The following is a 21,389-nucleotide window of genomic DNA, read 5'->3' as shown; positions in this document are numbered from 1 at the left end:
CGCGCTCGGCGCGGGCGTGACCGGGCTCCAGATCGGCGACCAGGTGTGCGCGCTGCTCACGGGCGGCGGCTATGCCGAGTACGCCGTGGCGCCCGCGGCCGTGTGCCTGCCGGTCCCGGAGGGTCTGTCGCTGACAGAGGCCGCCGCGTTGCCGGAGACCTTTTTCACGGTCTGGACCAACGTGTTCGAACGAGCCGGCCTGAAGACGGGCCAGAGCTTCCTCGTCCATGGCGGGACGTCCGGAATCGGCACCACCGCGATCCAGCTCGCCGTCGCTCGCGGCGCGACGGCCTACGCTACCGCGGGGGGCCCGGAGAAGGTCGCGTTCTGCGAGAAGCTCGGGGCGAAGCGGGCGGTCGATTACCGCACGGAGGACTTTCAGTCCGTCCTGAAGGAGGAGACGGGCGGAAAAGGCGTCAACGTCATCCTCGACATGGTCGGCGGCGAGTACACCAACAAGAATATCAAGTCCCTCGCCCCCGAAGGCGTGCTGGTGCAGATCGCCTTCATGCAGGGACCGAAGGTCCAGATCGACCTGACGCCGATCATGCTGAAGCGCCTGACCGTCACGGGCTCGACGCTGCGCGCGCGTCCGGTGGCGCAGAAGGCGTCGATCGCCGAGGCGCTGCGGCGCGAGGTGCTGCCGCTGGTCGCGGCCGGCAAGGTCAAGCCGATCGTGCACGCGACCTTCCCGCTCGAGAAGGCCGCGGACGCCCATCGGCTGATGGAGGAGAGCTCCCACATGGGCAAGATCGTCCTGACCACCCCGAAGGCCTGAGCGACGCAGGCCTAATCAAGCAGGACGCCGGCTCCGCCACTCGGCGGGCCGGAATTGCAGCCGAGGCCTCTCGGGCGCCCAGCATTTGGGCCTGCCTCGGGAACCGTGCAGACTCGCTTTTCTCGCCTTCCGCCTTAGCTGCAGTGCACTAAGAGAACGGGAACGCGACGATAAATGTGCGGAATCTGCGGTGAGGTGACCTTCCTCGGCCAGCCGGCGTCGGTGGAGTCGGTCATGGCGATGACTGGCTGCATGAAGGCCAGGGGGCCGGACGGCGACGGCGTGGTGGCGCGGGGCCGCGTCGCCTTCGGGCACCGGCGACTGAAGATCATCGACCTCAGCGAGAAGGCCGAGCAGCCGATGGTCGACCCGGCCCTCGGCCTCACCATCGTGTTCAACGGCTGCATCTACAACTACAAGGAGCTCAGGGCCGAACTCGAGGCCAAGGGCTACGTCTTCTTCTCCGACGGCGACACCGAGGTGATCAGCAAGGGCTGGCGCGCCTGGGGGACCGAGCTGCCGAAGAAGCTCTTCGGCATGTTCGCGATCGCGATCCACGAACGCGACACCGGCCGCGTGATCCTCATCCGCGACCGGCTCGGCATCAAGCCGCTGTACCTCTCGGAAGGCGCCGGCCGGCTCCGTTTCGCCTCCTCGCTGCCGGCCCTGCTGCGGGCGGGCGGCGTCGACACCTCGATCGATCCGGTCGGGCTCAACGCCTACATGACGTTCCACTCGGTCGTGCCGGCGCCGCGCACGATCCTGTCCGGCGTGCGGAAGCTGCCCCCGGCGACGCTGCGGATCTACGAGCCGGACGGCCGCACCAAGGAGGAGGTCTACTGGACCGTTTCCTATGAGCGGTCGGCCGCCGACGTGGCCCGTTCCTTCGACGAGTGGCGCGAGATGGTCCACGGCTCGCTCAGGACGGCCGTCGCCCGCCGCATGGTCGCGGACGTGCCGGTCGGGGTGCTGCTGTCGGGCGGGGTCGACTCGAGCCTCGTGGTCGCGCTGCTGGCGGAGCTCGGCCACAACCACATCGAGACCTTCTCGATCGGCTTCGAGGCGCGCGGCGGCGAGGAAGGCGACGAGTTCAAATACTCCGATCTGATCGCGGAGCGCTTCGGCACCACGCATCACAAGATCTCCATCGAGGAGAGCCGGATGCTCGACGCGCTGCCGGGCGCGATCGACGCGATGTCGGAGCCGATGGTGAGCCACGACTGCGTGGCGTTCTACCTGCTCTCCGAAGAGGTTCGAAAACACCTCACGGTCGTGCAGAGCGGCCAGGGCGCGGACGAGATCTTCGCGGGCTACCACTGGTACCCGAAGGTCGCGGCCGCCACCGATCCCGCCGCCGCCTACGCCCAGGCGTTCTTCGATCGCGACCACGCCCGCTACCTCGCGCACGTCACCGAGGAATATGCCGGCGCCGACCACGCACGCGCCTTCGTCGAAGAGCATTTCGACATGCCGGGCGCGCCCGACGCCATCGACAAGGCGCTGCGGCTCGACAGCACCGTGATGCTGGTCGACGACCCGGTGAAGCGGGTCGACAACATGACGATGGCCCACTCGCTCGAGGCGCGCGTGCCGTTCCTCGACCATGAGCTGGTGGAGCTTGCGGCCCGCATTCCGGGCGAGCACAAGCTCGCCGACGGCGGCAAGGGCGTGCTCAAGGACCTCGCGCGACAGGTCGTGCCGCGCGAGGTGGTGGACCGGCCGAAAGGCTACTTCCCGGTGCCGGGGCTCAAATATCTCGAAGGCAAGACGCTGGAGATGGTGCGCGACGCGCTGAGCAGCGAGGCCGCCCGGTCGCGCGGCCTGTTCCGGCCCGACTATCTCGAGGCGCTGTTCGCCGACCCCAAGGGCCACATCACGCCGCTCAAGGGGTCGGAGCTATGGCAGTGCGCGCTGCTCGAGGTCTGGCTGCAGACGCACGGCGTCTGACACCCGGCGCAAGACTGGAAGACGAGGACTCATGCTCATGACGTTATCGCCCGCGAACCGCGATCCGGCCGCAGGCGAGCGGGCCGCGCCGCACGACGGCGCCGGCGCGAACGCCATCGTGGATTGCGGCTGGGGTCGGTTGCTGTTCGCGCAGACGTTCGGGGACCCGGCCGCCCTCGCCGACGAACTGCGGGAGGAAGGCGCGGACCGCCGCGACATCGCGGTCTATGTCGACGACCCGCACGTGCTGCTCGCACAGGCGCCGCTCGAGCTGTTCCTCGACCCATCCCACATGTTCCGCCTGGATCTGTCGAGCTACCGGCCCTCGAAGCGCGGCCAGCGGGCCTTCACGGTGCGTCCGATCGAGACCGGGGTGGACATCGACTCGGTCAACCGCATCTACGCCGCCCGCCAGATGGTGTGCGCCCCGCCGGACTTTTACGAACGGTCGCGCGACCGCGAGGAACTGGTTCACCTCGTCGCCGTCGACACGCGATCGAACGAGGTCATCGGCACCGTCATGGGCGTCGATCATGCGGCGGCCTTCGGCGATCCGGAGAACGGCGCCTCGCTGTGGTGCCTCGCGGTGGATCCGCAGGCCCGCCACCCGGGCGTCGGCGAAACTCTTGTCCGGCGGCTGGCCGAGCTCTTCCAGAAGAGGGGCCGCCACTCGATGGACCTCTCGGTCATGCACGACAACGAGCTGGCCATCGCGCTTTACGAGAAGCTGGGCTTTTTCCGGGTCCCGACCTTCTCGGTGAAGCGCCGGAACTACATCAATGAGCGGCTGTTCGTCGGCGACCCCACGGTCGACGGGCTCAACCCCTACGCCAAGATCATCGTCGACGAGGCCCGCCGGCGCGGGATCGGGGTCGAGGTGGTGGACGCCGAGGGCGGCTTCTTCCGGCTGACCCATGGCGGACGATCGATCCTCTGCCGGGAGTCGCTGAGCGAACTCACCAACGGCGTCGCGATGTCGATCTGCGACGACAAGGCCGTGACCCGCCGGACCGTGGCACGCGCCGGCGTGGTCGTTCCCGACCAGATCGAGGCCGGCGATCCGGAACAGCTCGCCTCCTTCCTGGCCGAGCACGGGTCTGTGGTGGTGAAGCCGGCCCGCGGCGAACAGGGGCGCGGCATATCGGTCGGGCTCGAGACGATCGAGGAGGTCGAGCGCGCGGTCGAGCGAGCCCGGGCCTATTGCGACCGTGTGATCATCGAGAAGAAGGCCGAGGGCGACGACCTCCGGCTCATCGTGATCGATTTCAAGCTGGTCGCGGCCGCGATCCGACGGCCCGCACAGGTGATCGGCGACGGCCGGACCACGATACGCGACCTGATCGCCGCGCAGAGCCGCCGCCGCTCCGCTGCGACCGGCGGCGAAAGCTCGATCCCGATGGACGAGGAGACCGAACGCGCGGTCCGCACCGCCGGGTTCTCGCTCGACGACATTCCCGCCGAGGGCCAGGCCGTCACCGTGCGCAAGACCGCCAACCTGCACACCGGCGGCACCATCCACGACGTCACCGGCATGGTGCATACGCGGCTCGTGGAAGCGGCGGTGACCGTGGCGCGCGCGATAGACATTCCGGTCGTGGGGGTCGACTTCATCGTGCGTTCGCCGCGCGAGCCGGACTATGCGTTCATCGAAGCCAATGAGCGGCCCGGGCTCGCCAATCATGAGCCGCAGCCGACGGCGGAGCGGTTCGTTGACCTGCTGTTCCCGCTGTCGATGCCGGCCGCCGCACGCCGGGTCGGGCGGGGCTAGAAGCATTCACTCCGAACCGGAGGCGACCGTCCGGCGGGAGCTCCCTCGCGCTCCGTGGTAAGACGGCGCCCTCCGATTCGTCCGCATGACACCCCAGCCGGCCCCGAGATCACATGCCGCGTCTTGACGTCGACATCGACTATCTCTCCGAGCAGCTCCGCGGGCTGCTCAAGATCCCGAGCCCGAGCGGCTTCACGGACAGCATCACGCATGCGGTCGTGGACGAGCTGGTCCGGCTCGGCGTCGAGCCCGAGGTGACCCGCCGCGGCGCGATCCGGGCCAAGCTCACGGGCAAGGCGAGGAACCCCTCGCGCGCGCTGATCGCGCATCTCGACACGCTCGGCGCCCAGGTGAAGCTGCTGAAGCCCAATGGCCGCCTCGAGGTCGTGCCGATCGGCCACTGGTCCGCGCGTTTCGCCGAAGGCGCGCGCTGCACGATCTTCACCGAACAGGGCGCCTACAGGGGCTCGATCCTGCCGCTCAAGGCTTCGGGCCACACCTTCGGCGACGACGTCGACACCCAGCCGACCGGATGGCCCCATGTGGAGGTCCGCGTCGACGCCCTCGTGCGCGACGTGGCCGATCTGCAGCGTCTCGGGTTCCACGTCGGCGACGTCGTGGCGATCGACGCGCAGGCTGAGTTCCTCGACAACGGCTTCATCGTCTCGCGCCATCTCGACGACAAAGCCGGGGTCGCCATTCTGCTGGCGACGCTGAAAGCCGTGATCGAGTCTGGCGTGAAGCCGCCGGTCGACACCTGGTGGGTGCTCTCCATCGCCGAGGAGGTCGGCGTCGGCGCTTCCGCGGTGCTGCCGCATGACGTCGCCGCGATGGTGACCATCGACAACGGCACGACCGCTCCCGGGCAGGCGAGCGACGAGTTCGGCGTCACGATCGCGATGGCGGACCAGACCGGGCCGTTCGACTACCACCTGACGCATGACCTGATCCGGCTGGCGCGCGAGCACGACATCCGCCACCAGCGCGACGTGTTCCGCTACTACCGCTCCGACAGCGCCTCAGCCATCGAGGCAGGCGCCGACGTGCGGACGGCGCTCGCCACGTTCGGCGTCGACGCGAGCCACGGCTATGAGCGCATCCACATGCACGCGCTGCGCTCGCTCGCGGAGCTGATGACCGCCTGGGTGACTAGCCCGATCGAGATCAAGCGCGACGCCAAGCCTCTCGGTTCGATCGAGGGCTTCCCGCACCAGCCGACCGCGCCGGCCGAGCCGGACATCGAGCCTGCCGAAGAGCTCCCGCCGCGCGAGTAGCCAGCCCGTCTACTTGACCGCCATCACCTGGATGTAGGCGGGCCCGAGGATCACGATGAAGATCACGGGCAGGAAGAACACGATCATCGGGACCGTGAGCTTCGGCGGCAGCCCGGCCGCCTTCTTCTCGGCGTCCGCCATGCGCGTGTCGCGGCTGTCCTGCGCGAGCACGCGCAGCGCCTGCCCTATCGGCGTTCCGTATTTGTCGGCCTGGATCAGCGCCGTGCCGACCGCCTTGACGTTGTCGAGCCCGGTGCGCAGTCCCAGGTTCTCATAGGCCAGCCGGCGATCCTGCAGATACGCCATCTCGGCCATCGCGAGCGTCAGTTCCTCGGCGAGCGGCACCGACTGGGAGCCGATCTCGTCCGCCACCTTGCGGAACGCCGCCTCGATCGACATGCCGGACTCGACGCAGATCAGCATCAGGTCGAGCGCGTCCGGAAACGCCTTCTTGATCGAGCTCTGCCGCTTCTGCGTCTGGTTCTTGAGGAACAGCTCCGGCGCCTTGACGCCCAGATAGGTCGCGAAGACGGCGCCGCCGACGCGCAGCAGCGGCGACAGGCCGAAGTCGTTGACGACGAAGAGATAGAACAGCGCGACGGCCAGGAAGACGAGCGGCGCCACCAGGCGGAAGAACAGGAAGGCCACCATCGCGCTCTGTCCGCGGTAGCCGGCCGTCTGCAGCCGCTCCTTGGCGTCCTCCGTGCCAAGGTGCTTCGCCAGATTGAACTGGCTGACGATGTTCTGCATGTAGGCCTTCGGCTCGCGCTTCAGGCCCCGGCGTTCGCCGCGGGCGAGCCGCTCGCGCTCGCGCGCCCGGATCTTCGAGCGCTCCGTCGCGACCGCCTTCATGCGCTTGTCGAGCGGGTTGCCGGCCAGCAACGGCATCGCGAAGGTCAGCACCGTCGCGATGGCGGCGACGGCGGCGAGCAGCGCGGCCATCGCGTGCGGATCATTAATGGTCCTGAAGATCTGCTCGACCATCTGCCGGTCCCCGCTGCGCGCCGCGCCGTTATCCGCCGGTGGCGGCCTAGAAGTCGAAGTTGATCATCTTCCGCATGACCAGGATGCCGGCCAGCATCCAGGCGGCGGACAGCACGAGCATCGCGCGGCCGATCCCGGTGTTCCACATCAGCTCCATGTAGCTCGGGCTGGTGTAGGAGATCGCTCCGATGGTGATCAGCGGCAGCGCGCCGATGATCGACGCGGAGGCCTTCGCCTCCATGCTGAGCGCCTGGATCTTCTGCTTCATCCTCTTGCGGTCGCGCAGCACCTTCGAGAGGTTGCCCAGCGCGTCCGAGAGACTGCCGCCGGCCTTCGACTGGATCGCGATCACGATGCCGAAGAAGTTGGCCTCCGAGACCGGCATGCGCTCGTAGAGCTTGCCTGCGGCGTCCGCGAGCGGGATGCCGACGGCCTGCTCCTCGACGATCTTGCGGAACTCCGACTTCACCGGCTCCTGCGCCTCGTTGGCGACGATGCGAATGCAGTCGCCGAGCGGGAGGCCCGACTTCAGGCCGCGCAGGATGACCTCGACGCCGTTCGGAAGCTCGTTGAGAAACCTGTTGATGCGCCGCTTCTTGAGGAACGACAGCATCCAGCGGGGCGCGCCGAGGCCGCCGACGAAGCCGAGCGCCGCGGCGATGCGCCAGTCGGCGGTGGCCATGAACGCCCCGAAAGCCAGCGCGGCGCCGGTCGCGGCGCTCACGATGTAGAACCGCTCCTTGGACCAGCTCAGGCCGGACTGCGCGATGCGCATATCGAGCGACGGCCGGTTGATCCGCTTCTGCCGCTCGTCGAGCGCCTTCAGACTGTCCGCGACCTGGCCGCGCCTCAGACTGTCCGCGGCCACCGTCGGCGAGACGCTGCGCCGGCGGTCGAGCCCGACCATCTTCTGGCGCTTCTCCAGCCGGGCGGCGCCGGACAGATAGGGGTAGAGCAGCGCGTAAGCCGCTCCGGCGGCCGCGATGCCGGCCAGCAGGATGACGGCGAGATTGGACGGGATGATCATCGCGCGGCGTCCCTCGGCGGCGTCATGCGACGCGTGTCGCGGCGTCGGCGTCCATCGCGTCGATGGCGGCGGCCAGCCTGTTCTCCTCGCCGAAGTAGCGCGCCCGCTCCCAGAACCGGGGGCGACCGATGCCCGTCGAACGGTGCCGGCCGATAAGGCGCTTGTTCGAGTCCTCGCCGAGGATGTCGTACAGCATGATGTCCTGGGTGATGATGACGTCGCCCTCCATGCCCATCACCTCGGTGACATGCGTGATGCGGCGCGAGCCGTCGCGCAGGCGGGAGGCCTGGATCACCACATCCACGGAAGTCGTGATCATCTCCCGGATGGTCCGCGAGGGCAGCGAATAGCCGCCCATCGTGATCATGCTCTCGAGACGCGACAGAGCCTCGCGCGGCGAGTTCGCATGCAGGGTGCCCATCGAGCCGTCATGGCCGGTGTTCATCGCCTGAAGGAGGTCGAACGCCTCCGGTCCGCGCACTTCGCCCACGATGATCCGTTCCGGACGCATGCGCAGGCAGTTCTTGACGAGGTCGCGCATCGTGACCTGGCCCTCGCCCTCGAGGTTCGGCGGGCGGGTCTCGAGGCGCACCACATGCGGCTGCTGCAGCTGGAGCTCGGCCGCGTCCTCGCAGGTGATGATGCGCTCGTCCTCGTCGATGTAGCGCGTCAGGCAGTTGAGGAGCGTGGTCTTGCCCGAGCCGGTGCCGCCCGAGATCAGCACGTTGCAGCGGACGCGGCCGATGATCTTGAGGATCTCGGCGCCTTCCGGGCTGATCGAGCCGAACCGGACGAGCTGGTCGAGCGTCAGCTTGTCCTTCTTGAACTTGCGGATGGTGAGCGTCGGCCCGTCGAGCGCGAGCGGCCCCACGATGACGTTGACGCGGGAGCCGTCCGGAAGGCGCGCGTCGCAGATCGGGGAGCTTTCGTCCACGCGCCGGCCGACCTGGCTGACGATGCGCTGGCAGATGTTCAACAGCTGCGCGTTGTCGCGGAACCGGACATGGGTGTTCTGCACCTTGCCCTGGACCTCGATGTAGGTCCGCTCCGCGCCGTTCACCATGATGTCGGCGATGTCGTCGCGCGCCAGCAGCGGCTCGAGCGGGCCGTAGCCGAGCACGTCGTTGCAGATGTCCTCGAGCAGCTCCTCCTGCTCGGCGATCGACATCACGACGTTTCGGATCGCGATGATCTCGTTGACGATGTCGCGGATTTCCTCGCGCGCGCTCTCGGTGTCGAGGCGCGCGAGCTGCGCGAGGTCGATCGCCTCGATGAGCGCGCCGAAGATCCTGCTCTTCGTCTGGAAGTAGTCGTCCGAGCGCCTCGCCTCGGACGGTGAAGGCGGCGGCGGGGCGGATCGCGGGTCCGGCTGCTGCGCGACGGCGGGGGCCGGCGCGATCGGGGCGACGGGGATCAGGGGCGCGCCGAACTCGCCATTGCCAGACGTGCGGCCGAAGCCGCCCGCTGGAGGCGTGACCGTAGACCCACGCTTTCCGAACATCGTTCGCTCCGCTCGCGGCCGGCGTCAGCCAGCCTTCTTCCAGTTGATGCGCGCCATGATCGGATCGAGCATCGTCTTCTTGACGCGGCGCGCCTCGCTCTTGCCGGTCAGCTTCTTCGCCAGCTCGAGGAAGGCCTCGTTGACCTTGTTGGACGGCGCCGTCTCCGCGATCATCTGGCCGTTGTTGGCGGCCGTTCCGAACAACTGGGGATCGAACGCCACGATCGCGGACGGCTGCAGGTCGAGGGCCTTGGCGAAGTCGTTCGGCTTGATCTCGGCCCGCTTCGGCACGTTCACCTGGTTGAGCACCAGACGCGGCGCGGCGTCGTTGGGCCGCGCGCTGCGCAGCAGGTCGATGATGTTCTTGGCGTTGCGGAGGTTGGCGAGGTCGGGGCTCGCCACCAGCACGACTTCATCAGCCGCGATCAGGGTGCGCTTCGACCACGCGGTCCAGACATGGGGGATGTCGAGCACCGCGCACGGCACGTTCGAGCGCAGGATCTCGAGCAGCGGGTCGAACACGTCCTCGTGGAAATCGTACACCCGATCGAGCGTCGCAGGCGCGGCGAGCAGGCTCAGCTGTTCGGTGCACTTCGAAAGCAGCCGGTCGACCAGCGCCGCGTCGAGCCGGTCCGGCGCGAACACGACTTCGGCGACGCCTTGGGGCGGATCCTGATTGAAATCGAGCCCGGCCGTGCCGAACGCGAGATCGAGGTCCACGACCACGCAGTCGAGCTTCAGCTGGCGAGCGATAGCCCAGGACACGTTGTGCGCGACCGTCGACGCGCCGACGCCGCCCTTCGCGCCCACGAAGGCGACTGTCCGCCCCACAGGGTCCGCGCCCGGCGCGCGGAAAATTTCCGAAAGCGAGCGCACGAGGTCCACGACGCCGAAAGGCGGGACCAGATAGTCGCTGACGCCGAGCCGCATCAGTTCGCGATAGAGCAGAACGTCGTTGACCTGACCGACCACGACGACCTTGGTGTCGTTGTCGCAGACCTCCGACAGCCGATCGAGCGTCTCCAGCAGACGCTCGCGATGCGCGTCGCCCTCGATGACGATGACGTTCGGCGTCGGCGCGTTCTTGTAGGCCTCCGAGGCGGCGAGGCCGCCGCCCATCTGGACCTTGACGTGCGCCTTCTCCATGCGGCGGTCGGAGGTCGACTGCTCGATCAGCCGCGCGATCTCCGGCGTCTCGCAGAACGCCTGGATCGACACCCGGGGAAGCGGCGCGATCACCTGGGCTGCGGCCCCGCCGGACCCATCCGCCTGGCTCCCAAACCCGCCGGCCTGCTCTTGGACGTGCTTGATCATCATGCGTCCCGCTTAGTTTCCGCCGCCGATGGTGCTGACCTGGACGTCCGACTGCCGATAGTCGGTCGTCGTGTCGGTCCCGGCCCGGTACTTCTCCATGACCGTCTGACGGCGCGCCGCGTATACCGGGGTCTCGGTGCGCGGCCTCGCAAGATCTTCCGGATCGGCCACCTGGGCGGCCAGGTTCTGTTGCGCGGCGCAGCCGAAGTTCCAGTACTCCCGGTTCTGCGTCTCGCCGTAGAGATCGCCGCCGCCGTAGCCGAGATCTTCGGGCCAGAGACCGCAGGGATGCGGCACCTTCGCCTTCAGCTTCACGAAGCCGAGTTTGACCGGCGCTACGCCGGCGCCATCAGCCGGATAACGCTGGCTAACGATGGAGGTTGCAGGCACGCCGGCCGCAGCGAGCGTGGTGCGGATCGCCGGCAGGGCGTAGTCGGCCGCCCCGGCGCTCGCTCCACCCGCCGGCACCAGCATGCCGACAGGCCCACGCCCGTTCTTCCGCCAGTCCGCCGCGAAGGCCCGGATGTCGTCTCTCTGGCGGTCAGTCAGTCCTCTCCGGCCGCCGCCGACCGGCAGATCAAGCCTTGCGGCGCCCTCGGCGAGGACAATCGGGTGGCGCTGCGCGTAAGTCTGCGGATAGGAATCGGCGACGATCCGGTCGCCGTGGCAGCCAGCAAGCGCCAAGGCGGAGGCGGCGACCGCGCCAGCCGCCAGCGCCGCACGGAACGGAGAGTGACGCAAGGAAGTCATCTTCGGGAACTCCGTTCGGCGTGGCTCAGTCGAGGATGAAGCCGTGATTGTGGCTGACGGTCCTCGGATCGATCTCGCCTGGGATCCCGTAGAGGCGGTTCAGGCGGCCGAGCAGAAGGTTCGATTGGTCAGTCGGCTCCGCGAAGCCGTCATCGGGGCTGGCGAGCTTCTGGGGCGCCGTCGCCTTGGCGATGTACGGCGTGACGAAGATCGCAAGCTCGGTCTCGTTCTTCTGATAGTCGTTGGAGCGGAACAGCTGGCCCAGAACCGGCAGCTTCATCAGTCCGGGCAGACCGTTCACCGCCCGCTTGGTCTGTTGCTGAATGAGCCCGGCCATCACGAGCGAGCCGCCGGACGGGATCTCCATCGTCGAATCCGCGCGCCTGGTCTTCAGGCCCGGGATCGTGGTGCCCGACATCGTCACCGACGTGCTGTTGTCGATCTCGCTGACTTCGGTCGCGACCTTGAGGCTGATCCTCCCGCCCGAGAGCACGACCGGCGTAAAGTTCAGCCCGACGCCGAATTCCTTGAAGGTGACGGTCGCGGTGCGGGTGTCGGCGTCGATGCCGGTGATGATCGGGAACTCGCCGCCGACCAGAAATTTCGCGCTCTCGCCGGAGATCGCCGTGAGGGTCGGCTCCGCCAGCGTCCGGGACACGCCGTTGCGCTCGAGCGCCTGCAGCTGAGTACCGAACGTGTTGTTCTTGTTGAAGAAGCCGACGGCGGGATTGGTGATCGTGCCCTTCCCGCCGTTCAACAAGGGGTCGAACAGGTTGCTCGGCACGGTTCCGGTCGCGCTGAAGGGGAACAGCGTCGCGCCGACCACCTTCGCGCCAAAGATGTCGAGGCCGTTGGCGGCGTAGTCGATTCCGAGTTGCTTCAGCACGTCGCGCTGCATCTCGACGACCTTGACCTTCAGCATGACCTGGTCTTGGTTCTCGATGCGCAGGGCGTTCACGACCTTCTTCGGGTCGGCCATATAGCCGCCCGCTATGTCGATCGCGGTCTGGGCTTCCTGAGCCGACTTGACCGAGCCGGTCACCACCACGCCGTCGCCGACACCCTCGACCCGAACATTGCCGCCATCGATCGAGCGGCTGATCGAGGAGCGGATCGAGGCCACGTCACGGGACACCGAGACCTCGTAGGACGCGATCTCGCGTCCCTCGCTGTCGAGGAACTTGACGTCGGTCTGGCCGGGGCCCGCGCCGATCAGATAGGCCTTGCGGGCGGAGCGCACGACCGCGTTGGCGACCGTAGGGTCGGCCACGAAGACTTCCTTCGCGTCGCGCGGCAGCGTCACGACATAGGACTTGCCGATGCCGAGATCGATCCGGCTGTCGCGCGCGCCGTAGCCGCCGCTGTCCAGATAGGCCGGGTCGGCCGCGAAGGCGGCCTGCGGCGTCGCGAGCGCAAGCGTGCTGGTCGCCACGAGCAGGGCGCGCAGCGCGCGCGTCACGAGGCCGGTCATGCGGATGCGGTTGTCGATGGGCATCGCGAGACTCTTCGCTTCGGGCATGACTGAGCGGCGGGAAGAAGCGGAACGCGGCTGTGCGATCACCGACCGCCCCCGCCGCTCGCGACGCCGTAGCGAACGACGCTGACCTTGCCGCCGCGGTCCTGGGTGGGCTCGCCGGAGGCGTCGACCTGCTCGCCCGAGTCGACCAGCGAGCGCAAGGCGAGCGCGATCGCGCCCTGCTGACGGCTGAGCGCCAGCTGTTCGGTCTGCATCGGCGAAAGCTCGAGCGTGGCCGTCTTTCCGACCACCACCTTCTGGCCGTCCTTGTCCTCGACGGTCTGGTCGATCGCCAGCACGCGAACGTTCCGGCACAGGGTCTCGGAGTATGACTCGTCCTGGCCGTTCGGCCCCGAGATCTTGCGGGTGAGGATCACGTCGACCCGGTCGTTCGGCAGGATGAAGCCGCCCGCGCCCGTCTCGGGGGAGATCTCGATCGAGATCGCGCGCATGCCTGCGGGAAGGATCGCGGCCATGTAGCCCGAGCCGCTGCCCTTGATCAGCTTGTCGGGGCGGATCGGCTCGCCGGCCACGAAGGGCGCCCGGGCGATCGAGCCGCTGGTGTCCTGGATCGCGTCCGGGGCCGTGGACTTCTCCACGAAGGCCGGGTTGGCGGCGCTCTTCGGCCAGGCCTGCCAGCGGATGTCCTCGGCGCGGACAGCCGCGCCCATTCCGATGTCGGCCGCAGCGACCAGCACGTCGACCGTCTCGAGCGGCGCCTGGGCCTGGGTGGGGGCGTCGTTTCCGGACCCGCCAGCCAGCATCGCGGCCCCCGCGGCGGCAACCAGCGCTATCGCGAGGACCACGAGACGTGCGGCTGTCATGATCGTCCCCCGAGGATCAAGGCGGCTGCGAAGCGCCTGTTTTCTTGGGTGGAGCTAAGCAGGCAAACGTCAATTCATGGTTAACGGAGAGAAAGCTATTAGCCGGATTACGGCGCTCTCGATCATGGCTTGACTGGCCGGCTAAGCTGGCAGGAAAGGATCATCCCAGTCCTGCGAACCAGCTCGTGTCCGGCCACAGCGCCAAGGTGCCGGCGGCGAGCGCCACCCCGTAGGGGACGCCGGATTTCGGATGGTGCAGTCGCGCGAGCCAGTCCACCCGCGTGAGCCGGCGCGGCAACGGCGCGGAGCGGTAGTACAGCGTGGCGAGCGTCAAGGCGCCGCCGAACAGCGCGAACAGCACGAACCATGTCAGCAGCGGATCGAAGCCGAGCCACAGGGCGAGGGCCGCGGCGAGCTTCGCGTCGCCGCCGCCGATCCAGCCGGGAATGAACAGCAGAAGCCCGACCACGAGGACGAGCGCGGCCGCCGCGAAGTGAACGGCGATCTCGGCCAGCCCGAGGCCCGCAAGCGGCGCGGCGGCCGCGAACGCGGCGACGACCACTAGGACAAGCGCGTTCGGGATCGTCATGGTCATCAGGTCGGAGACCGCCGCCACCACCACGAGCGCCGGCAGGACCACGACGACGAAGATCTCAAGCATGGCGTCGCCCTGTCGCGAAAGCGGGCCGTTGATACGGCGAAATCGCTAACAAGGGCCGAACGCCGTTCGTGGACGGACCAAGCGCGGCCCGTTCGGCCAGAAGGCCCCGTCGCCAAGGGTCGGGACCACGCTGGGCGCGGTCCCGACCAAGGAGCGTCGAACAGACCCCCGACGGGCCGGCGATTACTGAAGGTTGCTGTTGACGTTCGTGAAGGCGGTGTTGAGCGAGCCGCCGACGCCGCGAACGACAGCGATGATCGTGATCGCGATGCCGACGGCGATCAGGCCGTACTCGATCGCGGTGGCGCCCGACTGATCCTTCGCGAAGCGCTTGATGATGCTCATAACAAGATCCCTTTGTTGCCGAAGGTTGCGACTGCTCCTGTCCCTCTCCCGCCATCGTCCGGCCGTCGGGAACGTCGCGAGTGGTATCCGGTCCGCAGTTGCAATTGGGTTAATCCGAAATGCGATTATTATGTGATTCAAAATGGTGTTAAACGCGGTTAAGGCCTCGTTGCAGAAATAACGGGAAATATTGTGCACTTACGGCCGCAATACATAAGAGTTAGTTTGCCATTGCGGAAATTCTGTGGCCGACCGCCAGCGAACAGCGCTGGCCGCCAACGGGCGGAAGCCGGCTTCATATCTGGCCGCCTGCGAAGAAGCCCCGGGGGTTTTAGGGTTTCATTCACCCAATTCCGCTTTACTGGCGCGCACGAATGTTGGGGAACGACCTCATGACCTCGTCTCTTGCGGCCATGCTGCGCATCGGCGGCCTGTTCGGCGCGCTATCCGTAGGAATGCTTAGTCAGCCTGCATTCGCCGCGCAGGACTCGCTGGACGTGGCCGTCGACCGGGCGAGCATCATGCGCGCCCCCGAAGGAACCGCCACGGTGATCATCGGCAATCCGCTGATCGCGGACGCGACCACGCAGCGGAACGGCGTCCTGGTCGTCACCGGCAAGAGCTTCGGCTCGACGAACATCATGCTGCTCGACGGCGGCGGGGCCGTGCTGAGCGAGACGATCGTCAATGTGGGCCGTCCGTCGGATGGAACCGTGGTGGTGCAGAAGGGGGCCAAGCGCGAGAGCTTCGCCTGCAATCCGCGTTGCGAACCCGTGCTCTCCATCGGCGACAACGCCGAGGCCTTCGCGGCGACCGCGACCCAGATCAATCAGCGCAACGGAATGTCGAGCGCACGGCCGCAATAGGCCCGAAACAGCTCGGCCGCCCGCGGAATTCTCCGGGGCGGCCGAGGAAAGACGATAAGACCGCTCGCGGCGATCTTACCTCAGGCCCGTGTTGACGTTGCTGAAGGCGCTGTTCAGCGAACCGCCGACGCCCCTGACGACCGCGATGATGGTGATCGCGATCCCGACCGCGATCAGGCCATACTCGATCGCCGTGGCGCCGGACTCATCCTTCGCGAAACGCTTGATGATGCTCATGCGAAACACTCCTTACCCGCGGAAATGACGACAGCTCCCCCGGTCGCGCGTCTGTGGATGTCGTCGGCTCGCGGGGAACATTTCGACGTTACCTGTCCGACCTTGCGATTACGTAAATCACCAACCCGAACATTTTGAATAGAGTCGAACTGTTTATCTGCTTTTCACGTCCGCGTTGATGGTAGGGCGGGAATCCGGGGGGAAAAGCGCCGGGCACCAATCCGGCGCAGTCGGCCCTGGTCATCCTTTGTCAATAATTGGGCGCGCAGCCTGCACGATCGGCCCAGCGGCTCTGGGCGCAAGCGAAGCGAGGGCAGCCGCATGCGCAATCAGTCTCGTCGCGTCCACTCGTCGAACCGCCGCCGGCAGCCGGCGCGGAGCTCGGTCGCGGCGCTTCCGGCGCTCGCGCTGGGTTTCGCGATATTCGACGCCGCCTTCCTGACCCTGGCGAGCGACCTGCTCAAGGTTATCGGGCCCGGCCAGTAGAAAATATTTCCTGCCGGGAAACTCTTAGCGGCTCGCTCTGCGCTTTCATCATACCTTCGTCGTGCGCCCACGGGCTGCGACGAGCCATCGGCTTGCGGCTCCCGCCCGGGCGGGCCAAAACAGCGGCGCCCGGCCTGCCGGGCTGAAGTCCTTTTCGCTGGAGCCGTTGCTGAATGCCGACCGACATCGAGATCGCCCGCGCGGCCGAACTGAAGCCGATCGTCGAGATCGCAGCCAAGGTCGGCGTCCCCGAGGACGCGCTCCACAATTACGGCAAGTACATCGCCAAGGTCGATGATCGGTTCATCGCTGAGCTTCCGGCCAAGCCGAACGCCAAGCTGGTGCTGGTCACCGCGATCAGCCCGACGCCGGCCGGCGAGGGCAAGACGACCACGACCGTGGGACTGGGAGACGCGCTCAACCTGATCGGCGAGAAAGCCATCATGTGCCTGCGCGAGCCGTCGCTCGGCCCGGTGTTCGGCGTCAAGGGCGGGGCCGCCGGCGGCGGCAAGGCCCAGGTCGTTCCAATGGAGCAGATCAACCTGCACTTCACGGGCGACTTCCACGCCATCACCAGCGCGAACAACCTGCTCGCCGCGCTCGTCGACAACTCGCTCTACTGGGGCAACCCGCTCAACATCGACCCGCGCCGCATCGTGTTCCGCCGCGTGCTCGACATGAACGACCGCACGCTGCGCTCCATCATCTCGGGCGTCGGCGCGCCCACCAACGGCTACACCCGCGAGGCCGGCTTCGACATCACGGTCGCCTCCGAGATCATGGCGATCTTCTGCCTGGCCAAGGACCTCCACGACCTCGAGGAGCGGATCAGCCGCATCGTCGTCGCCTACACGCCGGACAGGAAGCCGATCACCGCGAAGGACGTCGACGCGCAGGGCTCGCTCGGCGTGCTGCTGCGCGATGCGCTGCGCCCCAACATGGTGCAGTCGATCGAGGGATCGCCGGTCTTCATCCATGGCGGCCCGTTCGCCAACATCGCCCATGGCTGCAACTCGGTGATCGCCACCTCGACGGCGATGAAGCTCGCGGACTGGACGGTCACGGAGGCCGGCTTCGGCGCCGACCTCGGCGCCGAGAAGTTCATGGACATCAAGTGCCGCTTCTCCGGGCTCTCCCCGGACGTGGTCGTGATCGTCGCGACCGTGCGCGCGCTCAAGATGCACGGCGGCATGGCCAAGAACGACCTCAAGACCGAGAACGTCGACGCCCTCAAGGCCGGTCTCGCCAATCTCGGCCGCCACATCGAGAACGTGAAGAAGTTCGGCGTGCCGGTCGTGGTGGCGATCAACCACTTCGTGGCCGACACCGACGCGGAGATCGAGGCGCTTCAGACGGCGGTGCGGCGCGACTTCGGCGCAGAGGCCGTGGTCTGCCGCCATTGGGCGGACGGCGGCAAGGGCGCCGAGGCGCTGGCGCGTGAGGTCGTCCGGGTCGCGAACGAGCAATCGGCCGACTTCAAGCCGCTCTATCCCGACGACATGCCCCTGCTGCAGAAGGTCGAGACCATCGCCAAGGAGATCTACCGCGCCGACAAGGTGCAGGCCTCCGCGGCGATCAAGAAGCAGCTCAAGGAGTGGGAAGAGGCAGGCTACGGCAAGTTCCCGGTCTGCATCGCCAAGACCCAGAACTCGTTCTCGGCCGACCCCACCGCCTATGGCGCGCCGACCGGCCACACCCTGCCGATCCGCGAGGTCCGGCTGTCGGCCGGCGCAGGCTTCGTGGTGGTGATCTGCGGCGACCTGATGACCATGCCTGGCCTGCCGAAGGTCCCGGCGTCGGCGAACATCAAGCTGCTGCCGGACGGCACGATCGACGGCATCGCCTGACCGGGCGAGGCGGCCGGCTCGCCCGGCCGCGTCACGCCTGCTGGGCGATCGCCGGCGCCCGTCCCCGCGCCGCGATCGCGACGCCGACGAGGATCAGCGCGAAGCCGACCGCGTGGAACGGCTGCGGACGCTCCCCCAGGAAGGCGATCGCCATGATCGCCCCGAACAGCGGCATCAGATGGAAGAATGGACCGGCGCGGTTCGCGCCGATCAACTCCACGCCGCGGATGAAGAACAGATAGGCGAGCGTCGAGGGGAAGATCGCCACATAGGCGATCGCGCCGGCCGTGGTTGCGTCGAGGGTAGGCGTGCGGCCGGAAGCGAGCTCCACAGCCAGCAGCGGAAGCAGGAACACCGCGCCGATGCCGATGGTGGCCGTCAGGAACGACAGCCAGTGCATCGCGGGCTTCAGCCTGAGCAGCGCCGAATAGAGCCCGTAGATCACCATCGCGACCAGGATCGCGACATCGCCCGCGTTCAGATGGATGCGGGCCAGCGCCGCCAGGTCGCCCCGGCTGACGATCACCGCGACCCCCGCGAGGGAGGCCAGAACGCCGAGCAGCTGCGCGCGGCTCATCAGGTCGCGGAACAGCAGCGCGGTCCAGACGCCGATCAGCAGCGGCCCGGTCGACTGGATGAGCAGCGCGTTCAGCGCCTCGGTGCTCTGCAGCCCCCAATAGGAAAGGGTGTTGTAGGCGCCGATCCCGGTGAGCGCCATCAGCGACAGCCGCCCGAGATTGCCCCGGATCGCCGGCCAGTCCCGCCGCAGATGAGGGAGCGCGAAGCCGATGAGCAGCATGAAGGCTCCGGCCCAACGCGCGAAAGCCAGCGTCACGGGCGGCACGTGCCCGGCGACGAAGCGTCCGAGCACCAGATTGCCGGCCCAGAACAGCGAGGTCAGCGACAGCAGCAGGTAAGGCCGCTGGAACAGGCTCGAACCGATGCGTTCCAGAATGCTGACCATGGAGCTCTGCCGGCCCGGGGAGCCTGCGCTATGGCAGCTTCATCCGAAAGGGGTCAACGCGCGGCAGCGCAACGCCGACCTTCTCGCCACGCATGAACGTTCGCCGCGCCTGGAGTGTTACGTTGCTGCAGCGCAGCGATGATCGCTCAGGCGCCAGCGCAGGCAGGACCGGGTATGGATCCGTTCGAGCTTCTGGATTTGTGGCGCCGGCAGGCGGCCCTCGCCACCGGCTATGCGGCGATGGCGCCGTTCGCCGGCTTTGTCGTCGCGAACCGGCTGGGCAGCATGATGGCCGAGGCCGGAAGCCCGACCGCGCGCGGCGCCCAGGAGAACTACCGCATGATCACGGAGAAGCTTACGGCGAGCGTCGAAGCGACCTTCGCGGCAGGCCAGATCCTCGGAGGCCTCGCGACCGCCGCCGGCCCGGTTGCGGCCGCCGGCGTGATGGTCTCCGCCGGCGAGGCGGCCCTGGCGCCGGTCAACCGCGCTGTACGGGCGAACGCCCGCCGCCTGGCGAAACGCCGTTGAAAGCAGCCTCGCTTCTTCGTGGACGTGTGGGCGCGGTTCTCGTCATCGGGCGCGTCGCGCAGCCTCGCCGAGGATAGGGGTATTCTGGCGCCTCTAGATCGCCGACTACAGGCGCCCGCGACGGCGGGGGTTCGGCGCAGGGGGCGCGCTTGACACGTTTTCGTAAAGCCTCGATAGACGGCCGAAGCCCCCAAACGAACGTCGTCCTGCCCGGCGAGCCGGGCTGCCCCGGAGCCCGGGTTCATGTCTGTTTTCGCGCCGGCCGATAGTCGTCCCGTTGATTCGCCGCGCCCGTCGCGCGTTGCGGGGCTGCGTCGCCGCTCATGAGGAAAACGCCTTCCCTCGCGATCGTCGGCCGCTCCTGCCGGCTTCCCGGCGCCAATGACGTCGACGCCTTCTGGTCGCTGCTTGCCGAAGGCCGCTGCGCCGTCACGTCGGTCGGCGAAGACCGCTGGAACCACGCGCGTTACCTGCACCCGCGCAAGGGCGAGCCCGGCAAGACCTACACCTTCGCGGCTGGCGTCCTGGACGACATCTGGGGGTTCGACCCCGCGGCCTTCGGCATCTCGCCGCGTGAAGCGGAACAGATGGACCCGCAGCAGCGCCTGTCGCTGCAACTGGTCTGGGAGGCGCTCGAGGACGCAGGCATTCCGCCCTCCTCGGTCGCCGGATCCGAGACCGGCGTCTATGTCGGCACGTCCTCGCTCGACTACGGAAACCGGATCATCTTCGATCCGGCGTCGGCGGACGCCTATTTCGCGACCGGCAATACGCTCTCCATCGTATCAAATCGTATTTCGTACATTTACGATCTGCACGGGCCGAGCTTCACGGTCGACACCGCCTGCTCGTCATCGCTGGTCGCGCTGAACGAGGCTGTCGCGGCGCTCCGGGCCGGACGCATCGAGCGCGCTATCGTGGTCGGCGTCTCGATCCTGGCGAGCCCCTTCCCGTTCATCACCTTCGCTCAGGCGACGATGCTCTCGCCGCGCGGCCGCTGCCACGCGTTCGACGCGAGCGGCGACGGCTATGTGCGCTCCGAGGGCGGCGTCGCGATCGTGCTGGAGCGCGCCGATGTCGCGCGCGCCGCGAAGCGCCCCATGCGCCTGATGATCGCCGCCTCGGCAGTCAACTCGGACGGCCGCACGGTCGGCATGTCGCTGCCGTCCTCCGAGGCCCAGCTCAGCCTGCTTGAGCGGGTCTACGAAGAAGCCGGGGTCGACCCCGACAGCATCGCCTTCATCGAGGCGCACGGCACCGGCACGCGGGTCGGCGACCCAGCGGAGGCCAACGCGATCGGCGCGGCCGTGAAGCGCCGCACGGTCGGCCCGCTCCCGATCGGCTCGGTGAAGACCAATGTCGGCCACCTCGAGCCGGCCTCCGGCCTGGTGGGCCTGCTCAAGACGGACCTCGCGCTCGAGCACGATCTGCTGCCGGCGAGCCTGCACGTCACTGAGCTCAACCCGGACATCCCGTTCGACGCGCTGAAGCTGCACGTCGCGACGAGCGCGGTTCCGCTGCCGCGCGGCTCCGCGCCGCGCTACGCCGGCGTGAACTCCTTCGGCTTCGGCGGCACCAACGCGCACGTCATCGTCTGCGATCCGACGCCCGAGGACCGCTCCGGCCGCTCCGCGCCGCGGGTGGTCGAGGCGGAAGGCCGCACGCCGGTGCTTCCTCTTCGGAGGACCGTCGGCCCCCTCAACGCCACCGGCGGAACTCAACCTGCACTCCTGGCACAAGGCCCGTAACGGATCATGGCGAGGGCCGGCGAG

At 67.9% G+C, this 21,389-nt stretch carries 19 protein-coding genes and 1 pseudogene; 9 read left to right on the top strand and 11 right to left on the bottom strand.

Annotated features, from left to right (window positions below; translation table 11 throughout):
- The 4 genes from ACIKT0_RS02790 to ACIKT0_RS02775 form a co-directional block, all read left to right on the top strand.
- Window positions 1-778: NAD(P)H-quinone oxidoreductase (locus tag ACIKT0_RS02790; RefSeq protein WP_407103884.1), on the top strand; the 778-nt coding region annotated here is incomplete at its 5' end.
- A gap of 174 nt (window positions 779-952) precedes the next feature.
- On the top strand, window positions 953-2,725 hold the full coding sequence (locus ACIKT0_RS02785; protein ID WP_407103883.1) for an N-acetylglutaminylglutamine amidotransferase: 1,773 nt from the start codon (window positions 953-955) through the stop codon (window positions 2,723-2,725).
- A gap of 31 nt (window positions 2,726-2,756) precedes the next feature.
- Window positions 2,757-4,493 carry an N-acetylglutaminylglutamine synthetase gene (gene ngg, locus ACIKT0_RS02780; RefSeq protein ID WP_407103882.1) on the top strand — a complete coding sequence of 579 codons (1,737 nt, stop codon included), beginning with the start codon at window positions 2,757-2,759 and terminating at the stop codon, window positions 4,491-4,493.
- A gap of 113 nt (window positions 4,494-4,606) precedes the next feature.
- Window positions 4,607-5,767 carry an osmoprotectant NAGGN system M42 family peptidase gene (locus ACIKT0_RS02775; RefSeq protein WP_407103881.1) on the top strand — a complete coding sequence of 387 codons (1,161 nt, stop codon included), beginning with the start codon at window positions 4,607-4,609 and terminating at the stop codon, window positions 5,765-5,767.
- A gap of 9 nt (window positions 5,768-5,776) precedes the next feature.
- Here the strand turns inward: ACIKT0_RS02775 and ACIKT0_RS02770 are convergent, their stop codons facing one another.
- From ACIKT0_RS02770 to ACIKT0_RS02730, 9 genes are all read right to left on the bottom strand, one after another.
- Window positions 5,777-6,751 carry a type II secretion system F family protein gene (locus ACIKT0_RS02770; protein WP_407103880.1) on the bottom strand — a complete coding sequence of 325 codons (975 nt, stop codon included), beginning with the start codon at window positions 6,749-6,751 and terminating at the stop codon, window positions 5,777-5,779.
- A 46-nt stretch (window positions 6,752-6,797) separates the two neighbouring features.
- Window positions 6,798-7,778 carry a type II secretion system F family protein gene (locus ACIKT0_RS02765; RefSeq protein ID WP_407103879.1) on the bottom strand — a complete coding sequence of 327 codons (981 nt, stop codon included), beginning with the start codon at window positions 7,776-7,778 and terminating at the stop codon, window positions 6,798-6,800.
- A gap of 22 nt (window positions 7,779-7,800) precedes the next feature.
- Window positions 7,801-9,279, bottom strand: coding sequence for a TadA family conjugal transfer-associated ATPase (locus tag ACIKT0_RS02760; protein ID WP_183395126.1), 1,479 nt, complete (start codon window positions 9,277-9,279; stop codon window positions 7,801-7,803).
- A 24-nt stretch (window positions 9,280-9,303) separates the two neighbouring features.
- Window positions 9,304-10,593, bottom strand: a complete 1,290-nt coding sequence (locus ACIKT0_RS02755) for a CpaE/TadZ family protein (RefSeq protein WP_407103885.1) — start codon at window positions 10,591-10,593, stop codon at window positions 9,304-9,306.
- A gap of 12 nt (window positions 10,594-10,605) precedes the next feature.
- Window positions 10,606-11,343 carry a CpaD family pilus assembly protein gene (locus tag ACIKT0_RS02750; RefSeq protein ID WP_407103878.1) on the bottom strand — a complete coding sequence of 246 codons (738 nt, stop codon included), beginning with the start codon at window positions 11,341-11,343 and terminating at the stop codon, window positions 10,606-10,608.
- 25 nt (window positions 11,344-11,368) lie between these two features.
- Complete coding sequence (locus tag ACIKT0_RS02745; RefSeq protein WP_407103877.1) at window positions 11,369-12,838, bottom strand: type II and III secretion system protein family protein; 1,470 nt, start codon at window positions 12,836-12,838, stop codon at window positions 11,369-11,371.
- A 62-nt stretch (window positions 12,839-12,900) separates the two neighbouring features.
- Window positions 12,901-13,683, bottom strand: a complete 783-nt coding sequence (cpaB, locus tag ACIKT0_RS02740) for a Flp pilus assembly protein CpaB (protein ID WP_407103876.1) — start codon at window positions 13,681-13,683, stop codon at window positions 12,901-12,903.
- 160 nt (window positions 13,684-13,843) lie between these two features.
- Entirely contained in the window at window positions 13,844-14,344 is a 501-nt protein-coding gene (locus tag ACIKT0_RS02735; RefSeq protein ID WP_407103875.1) for a prepilin peptidase, read from the bottom strand.
- Between the two features lie 183 nt (window positions 14,345-14,527).
- Window positions 14,528-14,689: a Flp family type IVb pilin gene (locus tag ACIKT0_RS02730; protein WP_183395122.1), complete on the bottom strand. Its 162-nt coding sequence runs from the start codon at window positions 14,687-14,689 to the stop codon at window positions 14,528-14,530.
- A 392-nt stretch (window positions 14,690-15,081) separates the two neighbouring features.
- Between ACIKT0_RS02730 and ACIKT0_RS02725 the strand changes: the two genes are divergently transcribed.
- On the top strand, window positions 15,082-15,555 hold the full coding sequence (locus ACIKT0_RS02725; RefSeq protein WP_407103874.1) for a pilus assembly protein N-terminal domain-containing protein: 474 nt from the start codon (window positions 15,082-15,084) through the stop codon (window positions 15,553-15,555).
- Between the two features lie 75 nt (window positions 15,556-15,630).
- Here ACIKT0_RS02725 and ACIKT0_RS02720 read toward each other — a convergent pair whose 3' ends face one another.
- Complete coding sequence (locus ACIKT0_RS02720; RefSeq protein WP_407103873.1) at window positions 15,631-15,792, bottom strand: Flp family type IVb pilin; 162 nt, start codon at window positions 15,790-15,792, stop codon at window positions 15,631-15,633.
- 321 nt (window positions 15,793-16,113) lie between these two features.
- On the opposite strand from ACIKT0_RS02720, the gene ACIKT0_RS02715 reads away from it, so the two are divergent.
- A complete protein-coding gene (locus ACIKT0_RS02715) occupies window positions 16,114-16,278 on the top strand; it encodes a hypothetical protein (RefSeq protein ID WP_407103872.1) in 165 nt (54 codons plus the stop codon).
- A 173-nt stretch (window positions 16,279-16,451) separates the two neighbouring features.
- Window positions 16,452-18,125 carry a formate--tetrahydrofolate ligase gene (locus tag ACIKT0_RS02710; protein ID WP_407103871.1) on the top strand — a complete coding sequence of 558 codons (1,674 nt, stop codon included), beginning with the start codon at window positions 16,452-16,454 and terminating at the stop codon, window positions 18,123-18,125.
- A gap of 31 nt (window positions 18,126-18,156) precedes the next feature.
- Here the strand turns inward: ACIKT0_RS02710 and ACIKT0_RS02705 are convergent, their stop codons facing one another.
- Entirely contained in the window at window positions 18,157-19,089 is a 933-nt protein-coding gene (locus tag ACIKT0_RS02705; RefSeq protein WP_407103870.1) for a DMT family transporter, read from the bottom strand.
- A gap of 174 nt (window positions 19,090-19,263) precedes the next feature.
- Between ACIKT0_RS02705 and ACIKT0_RS02700 the strand changes: the two genes are divergently transcribed.
- Both ACIKT0_RS02700 and ACIKT0_RS02695 read left to right on the top strand, forming a co-directional pair.
- Window positions 19,264-19,617, top strand: coding sequence for a hypothetical protein (locus ACIKT0_RS02700; protein ID WP_407103869.1), 354 nt, complete (start codon window positions 19,264-19,266; stop codon window positions 19,615-19,617).
- Window positions 19,618-19,940: 323 nt separating this feature from the next.
- Window positions 19,941-21,284: pseudogene (locus ACIKT0_RS02695) on the top strand (beta-ketoacyl synthase N-terminal-like domain-containing protein); the annotation flags it as partial.
- Between the last annotated feature and the right edge of the window lie 105 nt (window positions 21,285-21,389).

This window comes from Hansschlegelia beijingensis, from assembly GCF_045505405.1.
Lineage (GTDB): Bacteria > Pseudomonadota > Alphaproteobacteria > Rhizobiales > Methylopilaceae > Methylopila > Methylopila beijingensis_A.
Note: the sequence above shows the minus strand (reverse complement) of the source record. Positions and strands in the feature narration are given on the sequence as shown.